Origin of the sequence: uncultured Fibrobacter sp., from assembly GCF_937877005.1 — a bacterium.
GTDB lineage: Bacteria > Fibrobacterota > Fibrobacteria > Fibrobacterales > Fibrobacteraceae > Fibrobacter.
This window is the reverse complement of sequence record NZ_CALEFV010000272.1, coordinates 1-18,607: the sequence shown is the minus strand read 5'-3', so window position 1 is coordinate 18,607 and position 18,607 is coordinate 1. Positions and strand designations below refer to the sequence as shown.

Annotated in this window: 17 protein-coding genes; 6 read left to right on the top strand and 11 right to left on the bottom strand. The window is 54.8% G+C overall.

The features are described from left to right. Window positions 1-369: 369 nt before the first annotated feature. The 5 genes from dnaK (at window position 370) to Q0628_RS12020 (ending at window position 5,962) form a co-directional block, all read left to right on the top strand. The gene (gene dnaK, locus Q0628_RS12040) at window positions 370-2,271 is read left to right on the top strand and encodes a molecular chaperone DnaK (protein ID WP_073113914.1); all 1,902 of its coding nucleotides are present in this window, start codon (window positions 370-372) and stop codon (window positions 2,269-2,271) included. Window positions 2,272-2,458: 187 nt separating this feature from the next. Further along, window positions 2,459-3,604, top strand: a complete 1,146-nt coding sequence (dnaJ, locus tag Q0628_RS12035; RefSeq protein ID WP_291025700.1) for a molecular chaperone DnaJ — start codon at window positions 2,459-2,461, stop codon at window positions 3,602-3,604. Between the two features lie 161 nt (window positions 3,605-3,765). Beyond that, window positions 3,766-4,386, top strand: a complete 621-nt coding sequence (locus Q0628_RS12030) for a DUF6088 family protein (protein ID WP_298771292.1) — start codon at window positions 3,766-3,768, stop codon at window positions 4,384-4,386. A gap of 55 nt (window positions 4,387-4,441) precedes the next feature. Beyond that, on the top strand, window positions 4,442-5,269 hold the full coding sequence (locus Q0628_RS12025) for a nucleotidyl transferase AbiEii/AbiGii toxin family protein (protein ID WP_298771290.1): 828 nt from the start codon (window positions 4,442-4,444) through the stop codon (window positions 5,267-5,269). Between the two features lie 108 nt (window positions 5,270-5,377). Next, window positions 5,378-5,962, top strand: a complete 585-nt coding sequence (locus tag Q0628_RS12020) for a flavodoxin family protein (RefSeq protein ID WP_298771288.1) — start codon at window positions 5,378-5,380, stop codon at window positions 5,960-5,962. Between the two features lie 21 nt (window positions 5,963-5,983). Here Q0628_RS12020 and Q0628_RS12015 read toward each other — a convergent pair whose 3' ends face one another. From Q0628_RS12015 to Q0628_RS11970, 10 genes are all read right to left on the bottom strand, one after another. Next, window positions 5,984-6,460, bottom strand: a complete 477-nt coding sequence (locus Q0628_RS12015) for a hypothetical protein (protein WP_298771286.1) — start codon at window positions 6,458-6,460, stop codon at window positions 5,984-5,986. Continuing rightward, a complete protein-coding gene (locus tag Q0628_RS12010; protein WP_298771284.1) occupies window positions 6,460-7,458 on the bottom strand; it encodes a phosphatidylglycerol lysyltransferase domain-containing protein in 999 nt (332 codons plus the stop codon). The genes Q0628_RS12015 and Q0628_RS12010 overlap by 1 nt, the downstream gene beginning before the upstream one ends. Before the next feature lie 72 nt (window positions 7,459-7,530). Further along, window positions 7,531-7,986, bottom strand: a complete 456-nt coding sequence (locus Q0628_RS12005) for a V-type ATP synthase subunit K (protein ID WP_295054520.1) — start codon at window positions 7,984-7,986, stop codon at window positions 7,531-7,533. An 18-nt stretch (window positions 7,987-8,004) separates the two neighbouring features. Continuing rightward, a complete protein-coding gene (locus tag Q0628_RS12000) occupies window positions 8,005-8,460 on the bottom strand; it encodes a V-type ATP synthase subunit K (RefSeq protein WP_083532182.1) in 456 nt (151 codons plus the stop codon). Between the two features lie 39 nt (window positions 8,461-8,499). After that, window positions 8,500-10,428, bottom strand: coding sequence for an ATPase (locus Q0628_RS11995; protein WP_298771281.1), 1,929 nt, complete (start codon window positions 10,426-10,428; stop codon window positions 8,500-8,502). Next, window positions 10,425-11,057 carry a V-type ATP synthase subunit D gene (locus tag Q0628_RS11990; protein ID WP_073116472.1) on the bottom strand — a complete coding sequence of 211 codons (633 nt, stop codon included), beginning with the start codon at window positions 11,055-11,057 and terminating at the stop codon, window positions 10,425-10,427. The genes Q0628_RS11995 and Q0628_RS11990 overlap by 4 nt, the downstream gene beginning before the upstream one ends. 1 nt (window position 11,058) lies before the next feature. Then, window positions 11,059-12,360, bottom strand: a complete 1,302-nt coding sequence (locus tag Q0628_RS11985; protein WP_073054011.1) for a V-type ATP synthase subunit B — start codon at window positions 12,358-12,360, stop codon at window positions 11,059-11,061. Then, a complete protein-coding gene (locus Q0628_RS11980; RefSeq protein ID WP_290914191.1) occupies window positions 12,353-14,110 on the bottom strand; it encodes a V-type ATP synthase subunit A in 1,758 nt (585 codons plus the stop codon). The genes Q0628_RS11985 and Q0628_RS11980 overlap by 8 nt, the downstream gene beginning before the upstream one ends. Before the next feature lie 17 nt (window positions 14,111-14,127). Then, window positions 14,128-14,685: a DUF2764 family protein gene (locus tag Q0628_RS11975; RefSeq protein WP_298771278.1), complete on the bottom strand. Its 558-nt coding sequence runs from the start codon at window positions 14,683-14,685 to the stop codon at window positions 14,128-14,130. A 12-nt stretch (window positions 14,686-14,697) separates the two neighbouring features. After that, window positions 14,698-15,300 carry an ATPase gene (locus Q0628_RS11970; RefSeq protein ID WP_088627877.1) on the bottom strand — a complete coding sequence of 201 codons (603 nt, stop codon included), beginning with the start codon at window positions 15,298-15,300 and terminating at the stop codon, window positions 14,698-14,700. Between the two features lie 296 nt (window positions 15,301-15,596). Between Q0628_RS11970 and aspS the strand changes: the two genes are divergently transcribed. Continuing rightward, entirely contained in the window at window positions 15,597-17,390 is a 1,794-nt protein-coding gene (gene aspS / locus Q0628_RS11965; protein ID WP_298771276.1) for an aspartate--tRNA ligase, read from the top strand. Window positions 17,391-17,498: 108 nt separating this feature from the next. Here the strand turns inward: aspS and Q0628_RS11960 are convergent. Next, window positions 17,499-18,607, bottom strand: a 1,109-nt coding sequence (locus Q0628_RS11960; RefSeq protein ID WP_298771274.1) for a nucleotidyltransferase family protein, incomplete at its 5' end; no start/stop codon positions are given.

The following is an 18,607-nucleotide window of genomic DNA, read 5'->3' as shown; positions in this document are numbered from 1 at the left end:
GGGTGGAACCCCTTAGGCGAGGGGGTGGAGAGCAACGGAGTGCGAACCAGGGGGATTCCTCCCCCTCCCCTTTTTAGATCCTGCTCCTTCGAACCTAACTCAACTAAGGCAACAAGTTGCCTAGTTTCGTATATCGACTTCGGCGCGTTGCGCCTTCGCTCAGGAAGACACTCTCCGGGCACTGTTCCATTATGAAACACGGCGTTTTCAGCCCTTTCCAGGCCGTTTTCTTGTTTCAGAACGAAACGAAATAGCCGTTTTTTGCCAGTTATTAGCATTTGGCACGGGTTTTGCTTATGTATGGGCGTAAAAATCGCCCCCTTTCGGAATGATTCGCGGGCGGCAAGAATTTAAAATAGGAGACTCATTATGAGCAAGATTATCGGTATTGACCTTGGTACGACCAACAGCTGCGTATCCGTGATGGAAGGCGGCAAGCCGGTCGTGATCGCTAACGCGGAAGGTTTCCGCACCACCCCGTCCATTGTCGCTTTCGGCAAGAACGGCGAACGTCTGGTGGGCCACGTGGCAAAGCGTCAGGCTATCACCAACCCCGAAAAGACCATTTACTCCATCAAGCGTTTCATGGGCCGTACGGCTGGCGAATGCTCCGCTGCCGAAAAGAACATGCCCTACAAGCTGGTGGGCACGGGTTCTGACCCGGTGCGCGTGCAGGTGGACGACAAGCAGTTCGCACCTCCCGAGATTTCGGCCATGGTTCTCCAGACCATGAAGAAGATTGCCGAAGACTACCTGGGTCAGCCGGTGACGCAGGCCGTGATTACGGTCCCCGCCTACTTTAACGACTCCCAGCGTCAGGCTACGAAGGACGCCGGCAAGATTGCAGGCCTCGAAGTGCTGCGTATCGTGAACGAACCGACGGCTGCCGCCCTCGCCTACGGTCTTGACTCCAAGAAGAGCGAAAAGGTCGCCGTGTATGACCTCGGTGGCGGTACGTTCGATATCTCTATCCTGGAAATCGACGACGGCATGTTCAGCGTGAAGGCCACCAACGGCGATACGATGCTCGGCGGTGACAACTTCGACGAAGTGATTATCGACTGGATCAACGACGAATTCAAGAAGGACAATCCGGGCATCGATCTGAAGAAGGACAAGATGGCCCTGCAGCGTTTGAAGGACGCCGCGGAAAAGGCTAAGATCGACCTGTCTGCTACGACTTCCACGAACATTAACCTCCCCTTCATCACTGCCGACGCTTCGGGCCCGAAACATTTGGACCTCACGCTCAGCCGTGCAAAGTTTGACCAGCTGACCGCCCACCTGGTGGAACGCTCCATGGAACCCTGCCGCAAGGCTATCGCCGACTCCGGCCTCTCCCTGAGCGAAATCGACGAGGTGATCCTGGTCGGTGGTTCTACCCGTATCCCGGCCGTGCAGGAAGCCGTGAAGAAGTTCTTCGGCAAGGAACCGAACAAGACTGTGAACCCGGACGAAGTGGTGGCTATCGGTGCCGCCGTCCAGGGTGCCGTGCTTAGCGGCGACTCCTCCGTGAAGGACGTGTTGCTCCTCGACGTGACCCCGCTTTCCTTGGGTATCGAGACTCTCGGTGGCGTGATGACGAAGCTCATCGACCGAAACACCACGATTCCGACCAAGAAGAGCCAGGTGTTCTCTACCGCCGAAGACAACCAGCCGGCCGTGACGATTCACGTGCTGCAGGGCGAACGCGAATTTGCCCGCGACAACCGTACGCTCGGCAAGTTCGACTTGACCGACCTCCCGAAGAAGCCGCGTGGCGTGCCGCAGATCGAAGTGACCTTCGATATCGACGCAAACGGCATTGTGCACGTGTCTGCCAAGGACAAGGAAACCGGCAAGGAACAATCCATCAAGATTACTTCTTCCAGCGGCCTTTCCGAGGACGAAATCAACAAGATGGTGAAGGATGCCGAAGCCAACGCTGCCAAGGACAAGGAACAGCGCGAACTGGTGGACATCAGGAACCAGGCCGAACAGATGGCTTACCAGGCCGAAGGTCAGCTCAAGGAATTTGGCGACAAGCTGCCGGCCGACACCAAGAGCCAGCTGCAGGCTGCCATCGACGACATCAAGGCCAAGAAAGACAACGGCACCAAGGAAGAGATCAAGGCTGCTATGGACAAGCTCCAGGGCATGATCAGCTCCATGGCCCAGGCCGCCGGTGCAAACCAGGCCCAGCCGGGTCCGCAGCCGGGCGCTTCTGAACAGCCGAAGAACGACAAGAAGGGCGACGGTCCGGAAGTCGTCGACGCGGAAGTGGTTGACTAAGAGGAAGTGGTTAGTGGTTGGTGATTAGTGATTAGTTTTAGTCATTGACAAAAACCACTAATTATACGAAAGGATTCGCCTTAAAATTGAGGCAATCCTTTTGTTGTAGATGAACAACTCCTGTTTATGGCTTAACCACTGTTTACTAACCACTGTTTACTAACCACTTTAATGCCGAAGGCATATTATGGCTGAAAAAAGAGATTATTACGAAGTTCTAGGCGTCGGCAAGGACGCGAGTGCTGACGAGATCAAGCACGCCTACAAGAAGCTTGCCATCAAGTACCACCCGGACAAGAACCCGGGCGACAAGGAAGCCGAAGAGAAGTTCAAGGAAGCTGCCGAGGCCTACGATGTGCTCAGCAACCCCGAGAAGCGTAAGCAGTATGACCAGTTCGGCTTCAACGCCCCCGGTGGCGGTTTTGGTGGCGGCGGATTCGGCGGCCAGGGATTCAGTTTCGAGGATATCTTCGCGAACTTTGGCGATATTTTCGGTGGCGGATTCGGTGGCTTTGGCGGCGGTGGCCGCAGGAGCTCACGCAAGGCCGGGCCTCCGCGCGGGAACGACTTGCAGATCAAGGTGGCGCTCAGCTACAAGGAAATCTTCGAGGGCTGCACCAAGAAGGTTCGCCTGAAACGCTACACGCCGTGTACGGAATGTAACGGCAAGGGCGGCCAGGACATCAAGACCTGCGATACCTGCCATGGAACGGGCCGTGTTCGCCGTTCTACGGGCGGATTCTTCCAGATGATTACCGAGAGCGCTTGCCCCACCTGTAACGGCATGGGCGAAGTCATCGCGAAACCGTGCCCGCATTGCCACGGCGAGGGCCGCGTGCAGGAAACCGAAGAGATTTCCATCAAGATTCCGGCGGGCGTTGCCGAGGGCCAGTACCTGAACCTGCGTGGCGAAGGCAACTGCGGGCCTCGCGGCGGTGCCTGCGGCGACTTGCTGGCGGTCATTGCCGAAAAGCCCGACGACTTCTACACCCGCGAAGGCGACGATTTGCACTGCGAAATCAAGGTGCCGGTCCACAAGCTGGTGCTTGGTGGAACGCAGCGCATCCCGACGCTGGACGGTAGCGAAGTGCAGATCAAGATTGCGGCCGGCACTCAGGCCGGGAGCATCTTGCGCCTGCGCGAACAGGGCCTGTACCCGCTGAACAAGCGCGGCGACCGTGGAAGCCTGTACGTGAACATCGGCGTGGAAATCCCGAAGGACTTGAGCCGCGAAGAGAAGGAGCTCTACCAGAAGCTTGCGGAACTCAGGCACGACAAGGAAACCGCGCAGGAAGAATCTTTCCTTGAAAAGATGAAGAATCTGTTCAAATAGGTGTGAGGTCGGCGCACGGCGCCTCTGAGGTATGAGGTCGTTCGCGCGTTGCGCTCACTTTGAGAATATCGCCCCCGGCATTGAAGTGTCGGGGGTGTTTTTTACCCATTGACAAACGCTTTTTTATTATTTATATTAAAAAGTGTTAATGAGGGTGCAAAATGCTTTTGGAATTCTTGAAATCAAAATTCGGGCCGGGAAAACCGATTTTCACCGAAGATGCCGAACCGCTCGGGCTTTCAGCTGGAAATCTGCGACAGCAATTCAAGAAACTGGTCGATGCGGGCGAACTTTCGCGATTTGAACCGGGGGTCTATTTTTTGCCGGACCCCAACCACGAATACTACCCCTTATCCTCGAACATGGTCGCCGAGTACAAGTATATCACTAATGGTGATGAAATTTACGGCTATTATTCGGGTTACACCTTCGCAAATCAGCTTGGGCTTTGTCTGCAGGTGCCGTATAAGGCAGAAATCGTAACTAATAATTCAACAGCTATCGCCCGTGAGGTTAAAGTTGGACACACTCCATACTACATTCGTCGCGCCAAGATTGCCGTCACCAAGGAAAACCGCAACGTCCTTCAACTTTTAGACTTGCTTAAAGATGTTGAAGAATATACGGACTACTGCTGCGAGGAAGAAGCGCCCGACATTATCCGCAGGCATATCTTGCGCAACAAGATTCTCCGCGCCGACGTAGATAAATACATCGAAAACTTCCCACTAAAAACATACAAGTATATCTACGACCTGAGGCTTTACGATGTATTTGCATGAAGACAAACCTCTTTTCAAAAAAATAATTCAAGATGTTAGTGATTCCTTAAATATCTTGGATGCAGTTGTCGAAAAGGACTACTACGTTTCCCTTATTCTTAAAGAGATTGCGGCTTCGTCGGACAAGGCCGTTTTCAAGGGCGGCACTTCGCTTTCCAAGGCATTGAAGGTCATTAACCGTTTCTCGGAAGATATCGACATTTCCTTTTCGGAGCATATCGGGGCGGCGCGGCGAAAGAAACTTAAATACAACATAATCGCCCCCATCGCCGACAAATTGGGCCTTGTCATTACTAATTTTGACAAAACGCAAAGCGACCGCGACATAAACAACTACATATTTGAATATAAGCCGCTCTGCAAATCCAACGCACATATCGTCCCCGCAGTCAAGGTAGAAACAAGCCTTGTCACGGCAGTGTTTCCGTTCATGGCGAAGCCTATCGGAAATTACATCGCCGACTATGCAAAAGATATATCTTTGAGCGATTACGGACTGGTGCCGTTCATGATGAATGTTCAAGCCTTGGAACGAACTTTAATCGACAAGGTGTTCGCCATCTGCGACTACTTTCTTACCCAAAAGTCCCGCCGTCTATCGCGACATATCTACGATATCCATAAAATACTTCCGCTAGTTAAATTCGACGAGCATTTCAAAGAACTTCTGGAGAAAGTTCGTGAAATTCGCCGTTCATTAGACATCTGCCCTTCGGCAAAACCAGGGATAAACATCAATCAGCTTTTGAAGGAAATCTGCGAAAAAAACTTTTTCAAGCAGGACTACGAAGGTGTGACGCGGTTCTTTATTTTCGACAACACTAAATACAAGGACACAATAGCCTCCTTGCAGAAAATCATCGACATGGGTGTTTTTGCGTAAGAATCGGATTTCGTCCGAGAATTCTTTTAAAAGTGACATTTTCTAGATTCTGGGGTGTTTAACAGGGGAAAGTTTTATAGAAGAACGTTTCTTTTGGATGGAGACACAATGAGAAAAGTGGTCATTTTGAATGCAAGCCCGCGCAAAGACGGAAACATAAGCCAGATGTTAAATGTCATAGGTGATACCTTGTTCAAAAAAGGCACCGAGGTAACAATCATTGATGTCTGCAAGTTGGAATTTCGCCCGTGTATCGGTTGCATGAAATGCCGTAGCGCCCACGATTGCGTGATGCCGGAAGACGATGCGAAACGGATTCTGCGCATGGTGCAAGAATGCGACGGTCTTGTGGTCGGTTCACCATGCTACTGGGGCAACATGACGGGGCAACTCAAAATGCTTTTCGACCGCTGGGTTTACGGCATGATGGACCATAGCGAACGCGATTACCCGATTCCACTGTTAAAAGGAAAGAAGGCTGTCATTGTCACGACATGCACTACCCAATGGCCATTCAACCTCATTTTCAAGCAGTCGGCGGGTACCGTTCGCGCCCTCAAGGAAATCCTCTGCTGGAGCGGATTCAAGATTGCAGGCGTGATTCAAAAAGGCGGAACCCATAAGCAAAATGGCCTTACGCCCAAGGAAATCGCCAAGTGCAAGAAAATCGCCTTGTCACTTGATTCGCATTAAAGGCGTGAAAACGCAATCGGATTAAATTATCGGGAAGCCGACCCGGTATTCCTTGATGATTTCCGGGTGCGTCTTGGCGTATTCGAAAATCTTATCACCAAGGCCGTCCTGCACGAGATCCACGAGGGCCTTGCTCGGAACCGCGCCGATGCTCGGGCAGGTGGGCGTGAGGGCGATGACGAGTTCACCCTCTTTATTCATGATGCGGAGCGGCCAGATGGAACAGTCAAAGGGTTTATCTTCGGGCTTTAAAATGCAGCCTTTGTGCGGGTCGAGGAAGGTGCAGGGCACTTCTTCTTCGGGATCGGCGGTTTTGTATCCACCAAGAATAACTTGACCGTCGCGGAACTCCCCCACCACGCCGTATTCGTTAAGCTTGCTGAGTTTTTCAACGACTTCGGGCGGGAACAGCGGCGTTTCCCAGAGACTCTGCCTGCGGAAGGAGCAGCAGAACTTGCAGGCGGCACAGGATGATCTTGAAAGGACGCGAGAAAGCATCACTCCCCCACTCGAACGTGCATTTTATCGAGAATCGTTTGCGGGTAATATGAAAGTTTCGCCTTGCGGAGGCCTTCGATGCCGATATCTTCTTCGCGGTTGATTAAATGAGCTCCCGTAGCCCAGAGCTTTTCGGCGAACAATTTGTTTATAATCGCATATCCGCCATTCACCGCATATTCGTCGATGACTTTTTCAAAATGCGTGTCCCAGACGCCGGGCAAAATTTCTGAAGCCATTGTCATACCGGCGGGAACTCCACCAACATAGAGCACCGCCCCTTTCATGCCGAGAGCATCAAAGTTTTCGAGTGCCTCGCGGATAGCGCAGTATTCCGAGAGCCTAGATTTTTCATCTTCGGAGCGTTCTGCCCAAGCGGCTTCGCGGCATTCGCAGGTGCATTCGCAGTCGGTATCGCTGGATTCGCCCAAGGTTTCGATGTTGAGCCAGCTCTTTTCGACCGCAAGCGCATCCGCAAAGTTCGAAGGCGTAAGCGGGCGAATTTCGTAGTCCGAGTAAGTCCTGTTGAATCGCGAGATATGGTTGCGCTTTTTGCGGTACTGGTTTCCGGCCAAAGTGGCAAGACTTTCGGCAGAATAGATGTAGTCGCTGTCGCCGCGGTTTTCAGCAAAAAGCAGGGGCGGTTCTGCGCTATTCGATCCTGCTTTCGCTTTAAAATATTCCCTCAAAATCTGCGCACGCGGTTCATCTACAAGGCAGAATTCCAGCGGGCGGCCCGATTCGCGGGCATCATCGACAATACGTGCGAGCGCCGCCGACACATCGCCCTCCCCTAGCGGGAATGCGTACCCGCGACGGCTCCCAACTCCGTTATAGTAGCGGAATAGGAACCCGTCTTGCAACGCAATCTGCGTGCCGTACTTTTTGCGCAGCAGAAAAATGTTCGCGAAGCTTGCGTCACTGCCGGTATAGCCCGAATCTGCTACCGCAATTGTCACGGTAGATCTGTCAAAAAGTTTCGGCAATCTGAATTTCATCAAAGAAAATCTACAAAAAAAAGCACCCTGTCGTTGACAGGGTACTTTTTCATAATTGTTCTCTGCGTATCTCTACGACACCAGCATCATGGAGAACACCATGACGAACAGCGCGACGGTTTCGCCGACGCCAAGCACCATCAGGTAGTTCACCAGGCCCTTGCCGGTTTCGCCGAGGGCGTTGCAGGCGTCCGCAGCGGACTTGCCCACGTACCAGGCAGAGGCCATCATGCCGATGCCACCGAAGATGCCGACCCCCAGGTATGCAGCCCAGTTGCCCGGAGCAGCCTGGGACTTGTTCAGGATGTACATCATCAGGAGCATTCCGTAGATTGTCTGCGCAATCGGCGCGCCCACGAAGATGAGCAGCGTAAACAGCGCGTTCTTACCCTTGAGATACGCCTTCTTCCAGGCCCCGATGGCCGCCATGCCGGCAGTCCCGCAGCCCAGCGCAGAACCCACCGCGGCAAGGCCCAGGGCCGCCACCGCGCCGAGTTTCGCGAGCGTTAAAAGTTGAGCTTGATCCATACGTGTTACCTCGCTGGATTAAAGCACCATCATGGAGAACACGAGAACGAACAGGGCCACGGTTTCCACGATACCGAGCACCATCAGGTAGTTCACCATGCCCTTGCCGGTTTCACCGAGGGCGTCGCAAGCCACGGCCGCGGACTTGCCCTGGTACCAGGCAGAAGCCATCATGCCGAGACCGCCGAAGATACCGGCGCCGAGGCAGCCACCCCAGTTGGTAAAGCCAGATTCAGCAGCCTTGCTCAGGATGAAGTTCATCAGGAGCATGCCGTAAATCGTCTGGGAAATCGGGGCACCCACGAACACCAGCAAGGTGAAGAGGGCCGACTTGCCCTGGGCATAAGCCTTCTTCCACATGGTGATGGCGGACATACCAGCCGTTCCGCAACCAAGGGCGGAGCCCATTGCCGCAATGCCGAGAGCGGCTGCAGCACCCATTTTAGCGAGAGTAACCATTGTATTCGGTTCCATTGTTTTTTCCTCATTAAGTAGCGGGAATCATCCCTTGGTTTAATTTTTCTGCTTGGCGAAGGGCGCGAACGCGAATCCGCTCCATTCCTGGCCAAGTCCATTTGAAAATTCGAGTGTATTCAGACGTACGGCGTGGACCGCGACGCCCATGACCGCAAGCGCGATGTTCAGGCCATGCACAAAGAGCAGCAGGAAGGCTGCACCGGCGATACCGACAGCAGAGCCGAACAGCGGCGAGAGCATGTCGTTGAACGCCTCGGCGATGGCCGCACCGGACATGCCCACAGCGAACAGACGGATATAGCTGATCACGTCGGTAAAGCTGTTCACCACGTCGAGCACGAGCATCGGGATGCTGATGAAGTCCTGCTTGAGCCTCTTGGGCGGCACGGTAAAGAGCACCAGGAGTACCGCTTCCACGATGAACATCGGGATGACGAACTTCGGCATGTCGATACCGAGCACCATCTGGCAGGCCAGGAAGAACATCACCCAGCAGCCGATGAGCCAGCCCACCTGCGCCATGAACGTGGAGTCCTTGCGCTTGATGCGCACGCACACGTTCCAGATATGGGCGATACTCAGGTGGACCACGGCGATGCAGAAGCAGAACAGCTGGATATGCTGCATCTGGGAGGCACCCGCCGCCTTCGGCACGAAGCTTTCGGGCAAGATCGTGATCGACTGGGCGAAGGCCTTGTAGGCTTCGAACTTCGCCGGGTCAGTCGGGGCGCTTGTGCGGATCCAGAGCATCGCGTTCTTCAGCGGTTCAGGCAACCAGCCGTAGTTGGTGATGTCCAGGTAATACGTCCACCCCGCAAGCGCTGGGCTAAGTCCCAAGAAGCTTGCGTTGATGACACCCCACACGATGGTGGCGATGCTCATGAGGTAGATAAAGTGGAAACCAGCAGGGTTCGCCTTCGGCATCTTTTTGCGTGCAAAGAGAGCCAGACCGAGGAACAACAGGCCGTAAGCCGAGTCGCCCACAATCATCGCAAAGAAGATACTGAAGAAGCAAAGGAACACGGCCGACACGTCCACTTCCTTGTACCCCGGCGAAATGCCGATGATATCGTACAGGAACTGCATGGGACGGCTGAGCTTGCTGTAGGTCAGCAGCGTCGGGATATCGTCGCCGTCGGCTGGGTCGTCCACCAGGAGGCCCCAGCCGTGCTCGCGGGCGGCCTTCTCGAGTTCGCCCACGCGCGGTGCGGGGCAGAAGCCCTGCACGGCGGCGACGTTCTTGTCGCCCACCATCGAGGCCTCGGCTTCGACCATGCGGTAGTCGTCACCCACTTCGAGGAGCTTGTCCTCGATAGATTCGCGGGCGCCCGAAAGTTCACCCAGGCGTTTTTCGACGCGGGCAAGGGTTTCCTTGGCTTTCGCTTCCATTTCGCGGTACTCGGCAAGCGACTTCTGTGGCATCGTGAGTTCGGTGAAGTTACCCTTCACGGCGACAGGGGCATCTCCCCTGCTCACGACAGCTACATATTTGCCGTTTTCATCCTGGCCGAATTCCTCGATAGAACCTTCGCCATCGAGTTCGAACGGGACTTTACCGTCATGGAGCTGGTACAGTTTGACATAGATACCCTTCGCCTGCAGGGCTGCTGCCGTTGCGGGGTCCAGGTTCTTGAACATGGAAAGTTTGGTGAGTTCCTCTTCGGCCTGTTCCTTGTCGATTTCCGCCTGCTTGCTTTCGGCAACCAGTTGCTGGATTTCATCGATAAGGCTTGCGGCAGGAGCGGCATCCTTCACGGGAGTCACACCCTTCGGGGCCTTCTCGGGCACCACTTCCAAGGCCTTCTGCACGCGGTTTACTTCGCCGCGGGCATGGTTCAGCTTGGCGCCTGCTGCCGCCTGCAAGGGCGTGAGGTGCAAAATTTCAAGCGTACGGAGCGCCTGGAGCGTCTCTTCAACCGCACCTGCAACCGTCAGCACCGTCACTTTCTTCATAGGAGTAATCATGCGGCGGCCTCCTTCGCGAGTGCATCCTGGGCAGCGGTACGGGCGGTGGCCTTACCCTTCGCAAGCTTGCTGCGGGCAACGCCGGACGTCTGCTGGTCGCCCAGGAAGATGTTGATGACGCGGATATTTTCCTTCGCTTCGGGAATCTTCACCTTTTCGAACAGGTTCACGCGCTGGCTCGTGGTACGCAGTTCCTTGGAGAGGAGCTCGTATTGACGCTCGAGCACGCGGCGTTCCAGACGCAGCGAAATCAGGCCCTGCAGGCTTCTGATACCGTCGTCCAGCCACACGGGCGTGGTGAAGAAATCCGGAATCGAAATATTAAAATCTACCCCGTCGTATGTCGGAATCTTCACGCCGGCGATGTTACCTTCGCCCTGGCGCACTTCCTTCACCGACAGGTACTTTGACCATTCGATGGGTTCGGCAAACAGCGAAATCCAGGAAGCCATGCTCTTACGGAGCTTGTCCTCCTCTTCTCGCTTAGCCATCACCCTCTCCTGGAGCGTGCGCATTTCCATCTGCAGCTGCTGCTTTTTCAACAGCAACGTGGGCAGATAGCGCTGGAAGCGCTTCAATGCGTCGCGTTCCGCCTTGAGGGCGTTTTTAGTTAACTTGACCTTCGCCATATTACCCCTTCTTGGGCCAATATTCGTTGATCATCTTGGTCGGAATACCCGTTTCTTCGGGTGCGAAACAGTCAGCAAGGATTTCCCAGCCAAGGTCCAGAGCCTTTTCCAGCGGAATGTTCACGGAGAGGTCCATCATTTCCTTCTCGAAACGGGCACCGTATTTCAGCAGCTTCTGGTCCCAGTTACTCATGTTGAAGCCCATGGACTGCTTTTCCAAAGTTTCCTTGTAGCTTGCGTACAGCTGGATCATGGTGTTCATGATGGTACGGTGGTCGCTACGGGTCTTGCCGTTCACCTGCTGCTTCAAACGAGACAGAGAACCGAACGGTTCGATACGGCCCTTACGCAGATAGAACTGACCTTCGGTAATGTAACCGGTGTTGTCCGGAACCGGGTGGGTCACGTCGTCACCAGGCATGGTCGTAACAGCAAGGATAGTGATGGAGCCCGAACCTTCGAAGTCCACAGCCTTTTCGTAACGGCTGGCAAGCTGAGAGTAAAGGTCGCCAGGATAACCACGGTTCGACGGAATCTGTTCCATCGTAATGGCGATTTCCTTCATGGCGTCGGCAAAGTTCGTCATGTCGGTGAGGAGCACGAGCACGTTCTTGCCTTCGGTGGCGAACTTTTCAGCCACGGCAAGGGATGCATCCGGCACAAGCAAGCATTCCACGATCGGGTCAGAGGCGGTGTGCATGAACATCACCGTACGGCTCAAAGCACCGTTCTTTTCGAGGAAGTCCTTCAGGTACAGGTAGTCGTCGTGCTTCAGGCCCATGCCGCCGAGGATAATCACGTCCACTTCGGCCTGCAAGGCAATGCGGGCCAGAAGTTCATTGTAAGGTTCACCGGCGATAGAGAAAATCGGGAGCTTCTGCGAAACCACGAGCGTGTTGAACACGTCGATCATCGGGATACCCGTACGCACCATCGTCTTCGGGATGATACGCTTGGCGGGGTTCACGGAAGGGCCGCCGATAGTAATGCGTTCGCCGTCCACTTCGGGGCCGTTGTCGCGGGGCTTGCCGGCACCGTTGAACACGCGGCCAAGCAATGCTTCGCTGTACGGGACCTTCATCGGTTCACCGAGGAAGCGCACTTCGGAGTCGGTGGAAATACCGCGGGCACCTGCGAACACCTGCAAGTCCACCATGTCGCCGTCAATACGGATCACGCGGGCAAGGGATGTTCCGAACGAGCTTGTCACCTGGGCAAGTTCCTGGTTTGCTACACCTTCGGCACGGAGCGTAATCACGGAACCGGCGATGCGTTCAATACGATGGTATGCCACATTATGCATTAGCGGAAACCTCCTTCACGGAAGCAAAAATACTTTGTTCAAGGTCCTTGAATTCCTGGGAATCGAACTTGACGCGGTTCCAGTCCTTCGTCGACTGAGTGAGCTTGAGGAAGAACGTACGGGCGACGTCCTTCTCGCTGAACTTCATCGGGGTCTTGAGGATGGTGTAAACCTTGTCGAACACGTACTTCTGGCGTTCGGCGGAGCAGGCGGCGTCGATTTCGTTGTAGGCGTCCTGCTGCAGGTAAACGGAGTCCAGGTATTCGGACTTCAGGTAAATCACGAAGTCGTCGATTGAAGTACCTTCTTCGCCCACCACCTTCATCATGTTGTTCACGTCCACGCCGTTTGCGAGGATGTGACGGGCTTCGGCAACCTTCTTGCTGTCGATGATGCCTTCGTACTTGGACCAGGAATCCAGCGGGTGGATTGCCGGGAAGCGGCGCTGGTCGGAACGTTCACGGCTAAGGCCGAGGAATGCGCCCACCACCTTCAGGGTAGCCTGGGTCACCGGTTCTTCGAAGTTACCACCTGCAGGCGACACGGAACCGCAAATCGTCACGGAACCGGTAGAGCCATCCTTCAGGCGAACCACGCCACCGCGTTCATAGAAGGCGGCAATCACGGATTCGAGGTAGGCCGGGAAGGCTTCTTCGCCCGGAATTTCTTCCAAGCGGCCGCTCATTTCACGCAGAGCCTGAGCCCAACGGGAAGTCGAGTCAGCGAGCAAAAGCACGTTCAGGCCCATCTGGCGGTAGTATTCGGCGAGAGTCACGCCCGTGTACACGGAAGCTTCACGGGCAGCCACCGGCATCGAAGACGTGTTACAAATAATCAGCGTACGTTCCATGAGGGACTTGCCGGTACGCGGGTCAATCAGTTCAGGGAATTCGCGGAGGGTTTCCACCACTTCACCTGCACGTTCACCGCAAGCGGCCAAGATCACGATATCCACGTCGGCGTAGCGGCTCATGAGCTGCTGGAGCACCGTCTTGCCGGCACCGAAGGGGCCCGGCGTACAGAACGTACCGCCCTGCATCACGGGGAAGAACGTATCGATAATGCGCTGCTGCATGGTCAAAGGCTTGCTCGGGCGCAGGCGTTCTTCGTAGGCCTTGATCGGCATCTTCACCGGCCAGGTCTGCACCATGGTCACGTCCTGGGTTTCGCCGTGAGCATTCTTGAGCTTAGCAACAACAGTTTCTACAGTGAATTCGCCAGCGGCAGAAACAGACTCAACTGTCCACTTGCCCAGCAGGCGGAACGGCACCATGATGCGGTGCGTGAACACGCCTTCGGGCACGGTGCCCAGCGTATCGCCAGCGACCACCACATCGCCCGCCTTCGCGACCGGGGTAAATGCCCACTTCTTGTCACGCGGGAGCGCCTTCAAGTACTTACCGCGCTGCAGGAAGAAGCCGCATTCTTCGGCAAGCTTCGGGAGCGGGTTCTGCAGACCGTCAAAGACCTGGGTCAAGAGGCCGGGGCCAAGTTCTACGGACAAAAGTTCGCCGGTGAATTCCACCTCGTCACCCGTCTTTAAGCCCGTGGTGTCTTCGAACACCTGGAGTTCGGCGTAGTCACCGCGGATACGGATGACTTCGCTCTTGAGGGGGATGACTTCGGACTTGCCGTCCTTGTTTTTCTGAGTAAGCTTGGCATACGCCACTTCGTTCTGGGACACGGCGCTTTCGAACTTGACGCGAATCAGGTTACCGTTGACGCCGATGATTTTTCCGATACTAGCCATTGAAAATGGACCTCCGGTCATTCCTGTGCCGCCGCAGGGGCGTATGCAGGATCGTTTGCATTAATAACATTCAACACGGCAGCGTCGCCCGCTTGTTCGGAGAGGCGCGCCCAACGTTCACAAATCTTCAGTTTGATTGCATAAGCGTAAACATGCTTGACGGTACCCTCGCCTACACCTGCAAGCGAGTCCACAAGCCAGAAACGGGCCTTGTCGATATCCTGCTCTTTTTCCATAGGATTCGACTTGGCAAACGCATCTTGAATCATCTTGGCAAAGGCGACATCGTAACCCGGGAAGGACTTTTCCGTAAAACGGATATCGGGCCCCCATGCGCTTGCACGGAGCCTGCCCGAAACGTTCTTCATCTGGATTTCGTGGGCCTTGTAGGCGCGCACGAAATCGTCGTCGCACTCTTCGCATTCACCGTCATCCAAAAGCGCGTCCAGAGCCGCAAGTTCCGGCTCGGACAGCACGCCGATGCAGCGGTGGCGAAAATCTTCCATACTGAGCGGGGCCGGATCGCCGAACTCAATCATCGGAAGAGATGCCATCAAGTAAGAAGGACTGCTCATCAAATACCCGCGTTACTTCGCCTGTGCGGCAGCGTTTACCACTCTGGCAAGTTGCGGACGGAGCAGGGCCGAAAGAGCGTCGGCCATTGCAGCTTCTGTAAATTCGTGGGTGACCTTGCCGCCATCGAGCTTGATGCGGAAACCGAACTTGACACCCTTGTCGCTTTCGACCTTCACGCCGGCGGAAAGCTGCTTCTTGAACTCGCCCATCACAAAGGAGCTGAGCTTACGGGCATCGGCGTCGGAGAAATCCACCTCGATGTCGGAGGTATAGGACTTGGCTACCGTGAGGAGCATGCTCTTGACGGTGGATTCGTCCAGGGACTTCTCCACCTCGAGGTTCAACAGGTCCATAATCATCTTTTCGAGATTCTTGCCTACCGAAAGCAAAAGGTCGCGGGCGGACTGTTCAAGGGTGCGTTCGCTACGTTCCGTGAACGCTTCGGCGTCCTTGTCGGCCTTTTCCAGACGGGCGGACGCTTCGGCCTCGGCAGCCTTCACGATATCGGCCGCCTTTTCCTTGGCCTTGGCAATGATAGCCGCCGCCTCGTTTTCTGCTTTATCGACAGCATCTTTCTGGATGCGTTCCATAAGGTATTGCAAGTCTTCTGCCATATTTATTCTCCAATAACAGATTTAGGGGTCTAAAGCCCCTTTTCGGATTTTTTGATACTAATATACAAGTAATTTTCGCAAAAAGTCGCAAAAAAAACGCAAATTTTTCAAAAAAAAAGACGAAATAGCAAAAATTCATGATGAAATTTGAAAAGACAGATAACAAAAGTTTACTAGATGTATAGTGTGAACTGGATGGCTGTAGGCGTGGGCGATTTTTTTAGAAATGAGAAAAGCCATCGATATTTGCCTTTTACTATATTTTGCCCCGAAAAATTATCTTCAAGGATACTAACATGAAACGTACTCATAACTGCGGCCAGCTGCGCAAGGCAGATGTTGGCCAGACCGTAACACTCGCTGGTTGGGTGGACCGCCGCCGCGACCATGGTGGTGTGATTTTTGTGGACCTCCGCGACAAGTATGGCAAGACCCAGATCGTCTTCAACCCGGACTACAACGCCGACGTGATGAAGACCGCCGAACAGCTCCGCAACGAATACGTGATTACCGTTACCGGTAAGGTCTACGCCCGCGAAGAAGGCAACGCCAACGAGAAACTCGCCACGGGCGAAATCGAAGTCAAGATTGACTCCATCGAAATCCTGAACGCGGCACTCACCTCCCCCTTGGCCATCAACGACCCCAACGAAGAGTGCAAGGAAAACGACGACCTGCGCCTGCAGTACCGCTATCTGGACCTCCGCCGTCCGTGGATCCAGAAGAAGCTCCTCCTCAAGAGCCGCTTCCTCAAGGCCGTGTACGACTTCTTCTACGCTAACGGTTTCGAAAACATCGAGACTCCGGTGCTCTGCAAGTCCACTCCGGAAGGTGCCCGCGACTACCTGGTGCCGAGCCGCGTGAACCCGGGCAAGTTCTACGCCCTCCCGCAGTCTCCGCAGCAGTACAAGCAGCTCTTGATGATTGCCGGCATGGACCGCTACTTCCAGATTGCCAAGTGCTTCCGCGACGAAGACCTCCGCGCTGACCGTCAGCCTGAATTTACGCAGATCGACGTGGAAATGTCCTTCGTGGACCAGGACGACGTGATGGCGATGTTCGACAAGTTCGTGACCGAAGTGCTCGGCAAGGTTTGGGACTTTGAACCGCCCAAGAAGATCCGCCGCATGAAGTGGCACGAAGCCATGCTCAAGTACGGTTCCGACAAACCGGACCTCCGCTTCGACCTCGAGATTCACGACGTTTCCGAAATCGGCGCCAAGTCCGAATTCGGCGTGTTCAAGAACTGCGTTGCCGCCGGTGGCAAGATTCGCGGTATCGCCGCCAAGGGCTGCGTGGACTTCACCCGCAAGCAGATCGACGAACTCACCGCCTACGTGGGCAAGTACGGTTCCAAGGGCCTCGTGTGGATGCGCGTCAAGGAAAACGACGAAGTGGAAACCCAGGTCGGCAAGTTCTTTACTACCGAACAACTTAACGAACTGCGCGACGCCGTCGGTGCCAAGTGCGGCGACATGATGTTCTTCATCGCAGGCCCCGAAAAGGTTGCTGCAACCGCCATGGGTCAGCTCCGCCTGGAAGTCGCCCGTATCAAGGGCCTCCGCGACCCGAAGAAGCGTGAATTTGTTTGGATTACCGAATTCCCGATGTTCGAATACAGCGACACCGAAGGCCGCTACATGGCCATGCACCACCCGTTCACCAACCCGCTCCCGGAACACCTGGACATGATGCTGGGTGGAAACCTCAAGGATTGCAACGCCGAAGCCTACGACCTCGTTCTTAACGGTGTGGAAATCGGTGGCGGTTCTATCCGTATTCACAACCCGGAAGTCCAGGAGAAAGTGTTCCGCCTGCTGGGCCTCTCCGAAGAACAGGTGAAGGAAAAGTTCGGCTTCTTCGTCGACGCCTTCAAGTACGGCGCTCCTCCGCACGGTGGCTTGGCCTTCGGTCTCGACCGCGTCGTGGCTACCATGGAAGGTGAAGAATCCATCCGTGACTTCATCGCGTTCCCGAAGAACACCAGCGCTTCTAGCCCGATGGACCAGTGCCCGAGCGAAGTCGACCTCCAGCAGCTGCAGGACATCCACATCTCCGTGCAGATGCCGAAGACGGCTGAGAAAAAGTAGTCGGACCAACACGATGTGTCATCCTGAGTAAGCGAAGCGCATCGAAGGATCTGGGCTTCTCACGGAAAGACAATGCAACAATTAACCCCGCGTTATCGCGGGGTTTTCTTATTTCTTCTTGTAGTTGATGTATGCGGTAATGCGCTGCGGCATGTTGAAAAGGAACGATGCCCAGTAGCGCAACAGGAACCAGGAGACTTCCTTGAAGTCGAACGGAAGCATCTTGAACAGGTGGAGCCGGTTGCGCAGCCACCACCGTACGACGCCGTCGCTTGTACGTTCCCCTTTCTTGCCAAAGTTTCCGTCGCTCATAGCCGCCTTGAGGAGCCTGCGGCCGCGCTTTTCGTCGGGCTTGCAGAGCAAGCGGTAGTCGCCAATGCCGAAGTAGTTCGAAAGCACCCACATGAGTGCGCCGGCCATGGGCCGAAGTCCCGTAGATGTCAGGCATTTGGCTGTTTCGATGCGGTCCTCTTCTGTCGAAGTGTTCAGGAGCACGGCATAGTCCATAATCTGGCGGAGCCCGATTCCCTGCCCGAGCAGATGCCTGCGAATATGCGAAAGCTGCATCAGCAGTGCGAACTTTAAAGTGGGTACGCCAAAGCCCTCGCCTACCATTATACTCTTTTCAACTTCGAGCGAGAGCTCGCGCAATAGCCGTCTGTTTGCAAACGGATTCTGGTCATGATGTATAAAGTCGAAGTGGACTTCGACTTCGGTTCCGAAAACGGATTTGGGGATGGCGACCGCATGTTCAGCAATGATCGCACCCTCGAGCAGCCCCATATCTAAAAGATTTTTGAGGACCTTTTCTCGGCCGCCAGACAGCCAGATGTCGATGTCTCCCGTTTGACGTATAAATTTGTCCGGATAGAGCCTGGAATTAGCCTGCCCCTTCATGATGACCGACTTGAAGCCTTTTTGGGCAAATAGCGCGGTGAGCTTTTGCGAAAGTTCGTAATGAGTCTGGTTGAGTGCGCGGACGGATTCCGCCTGATAGAACCACTTGAGGTAGAGGTCCTTGGGAATGCGGCTTTCCGCATCGGGATAGGCTTGCCTTATGGCATAAAAAACAACGCCGAGGAGCGATTGCCTGGCTGCAAGGTTGTACAGCTCGGTCCACTCGTCGGCATTCAGTTCGGTCGGATCCTTGGGTATATTGCCCAGGGCCGCACGCAGCAGTTCGAAAAGACTACGCGTGGCGGTCCATCCCGGTATTG

Bases quoted from the DNA above. Each gene is read 5' to 3' on its own strand.
- dnaK (WP_073113914.1), top strand. From the start codon at position 370: ATGAGCAAGATTATCGGTATTGACCTTGGTACGACCAACAGCTGCGTA.
- dnaJ (WP_291025700.1), top strand. From the start codon at position 2,459: ATGGCTGAAAAAAGAGATTATTACGAAGTTCTAGGCGTCGGCAAGGAC.
- Q0628_RS12030 (WP_298771292.1), top strand. From the start codon at position 3,766: ATGCTTTTGGAATTCTTGAAATCAAAATTCGGGCCGGGAAAACCGATT.
- Q0628_RS12020 (WP_298771288.1), top strand. From the start codon at position 5,378: ATGAGAAAAGTGGTCATTTTGAATGCAAGCCCGCGCAAAGACGGAAAC.
- Q0628_RS12015 (WP_298771286.1), bottom strand. From the start codon at position 6,460: ATGCTTTCTCGCGTCCTTTCAAGATCATCCTGTGCCGCCTGCAAGTTC.
- Q0628_RS12010 (WP_298771284.1), bottom strand. From the start codon at position 7,458: ATGAAATTCAGATTGCCGAAACTTTTTGACAGATCTACCGTGACAATT.
- Q0628_RS12005 (WP_295054520.1), bottom strand. From the start codon at position 7,986: ATGGATCAAGCTCAACTTTTAACGCTCGCGAAACTCGGCGCGGTGGCG.
- Q0628_RS12000 (WP_083532182.1), bottom strand. From the start codon at position 8,460: ATGGAACCGAATACAATGGTTACTCTCGCTAAAATGGGTGCTGCAGCC.
- Q0628_RS11995 (WP_298771281.1), bottom strand. From the start codon at position 10,428: ATGATTACTCCTATGAAGAAAGTGACGGTGCTGACGGTTGCAGGTGCG.
- Q0628_RS11990 (WP_073116472.1), bottom strand. From the start codon at position 11,057: ATGGCGAAGGTCAAGTTAACTAAAAACGCCCTCAAGGCGGAACGCGAC.
- Q0628_RS11985 (WP_073054011.1), bottom strand. From the start codon at position 12,360: ATGCATAATGTGGCATACCATCGTATTGAACGCATCGCCGGTTCCGTG.
- Q0628_RS11980 (WP_290914191.1), bottom strand. From the start codon at position 14,110: ATGGCTAGTATCGGAAAAATCATCGGCGTCAACGGTAACCTGATTCGC.
- Q0628_RS11975 (WP_298771278.1), bottom strand. From the start codon at position 14,685: ATGAGCAGTCCTTCTTACTTGATGGCATCTCTTCCGATGATTGAGTTC.
- Q0628_RS11970 (WP_088627877.1), bottom strand. From the start codon at position 15,300: ATGGCAGAAGACTTGCAATACCTTATGGAACGCATCCAGAAAGATGCT.
- aspS (WP_298771276.1), top strand. From the start codon at position 15,597: ATGAAACGTACTCATAACTGCGGCCAGCTGCGCAAGGCAGATGTTGGC.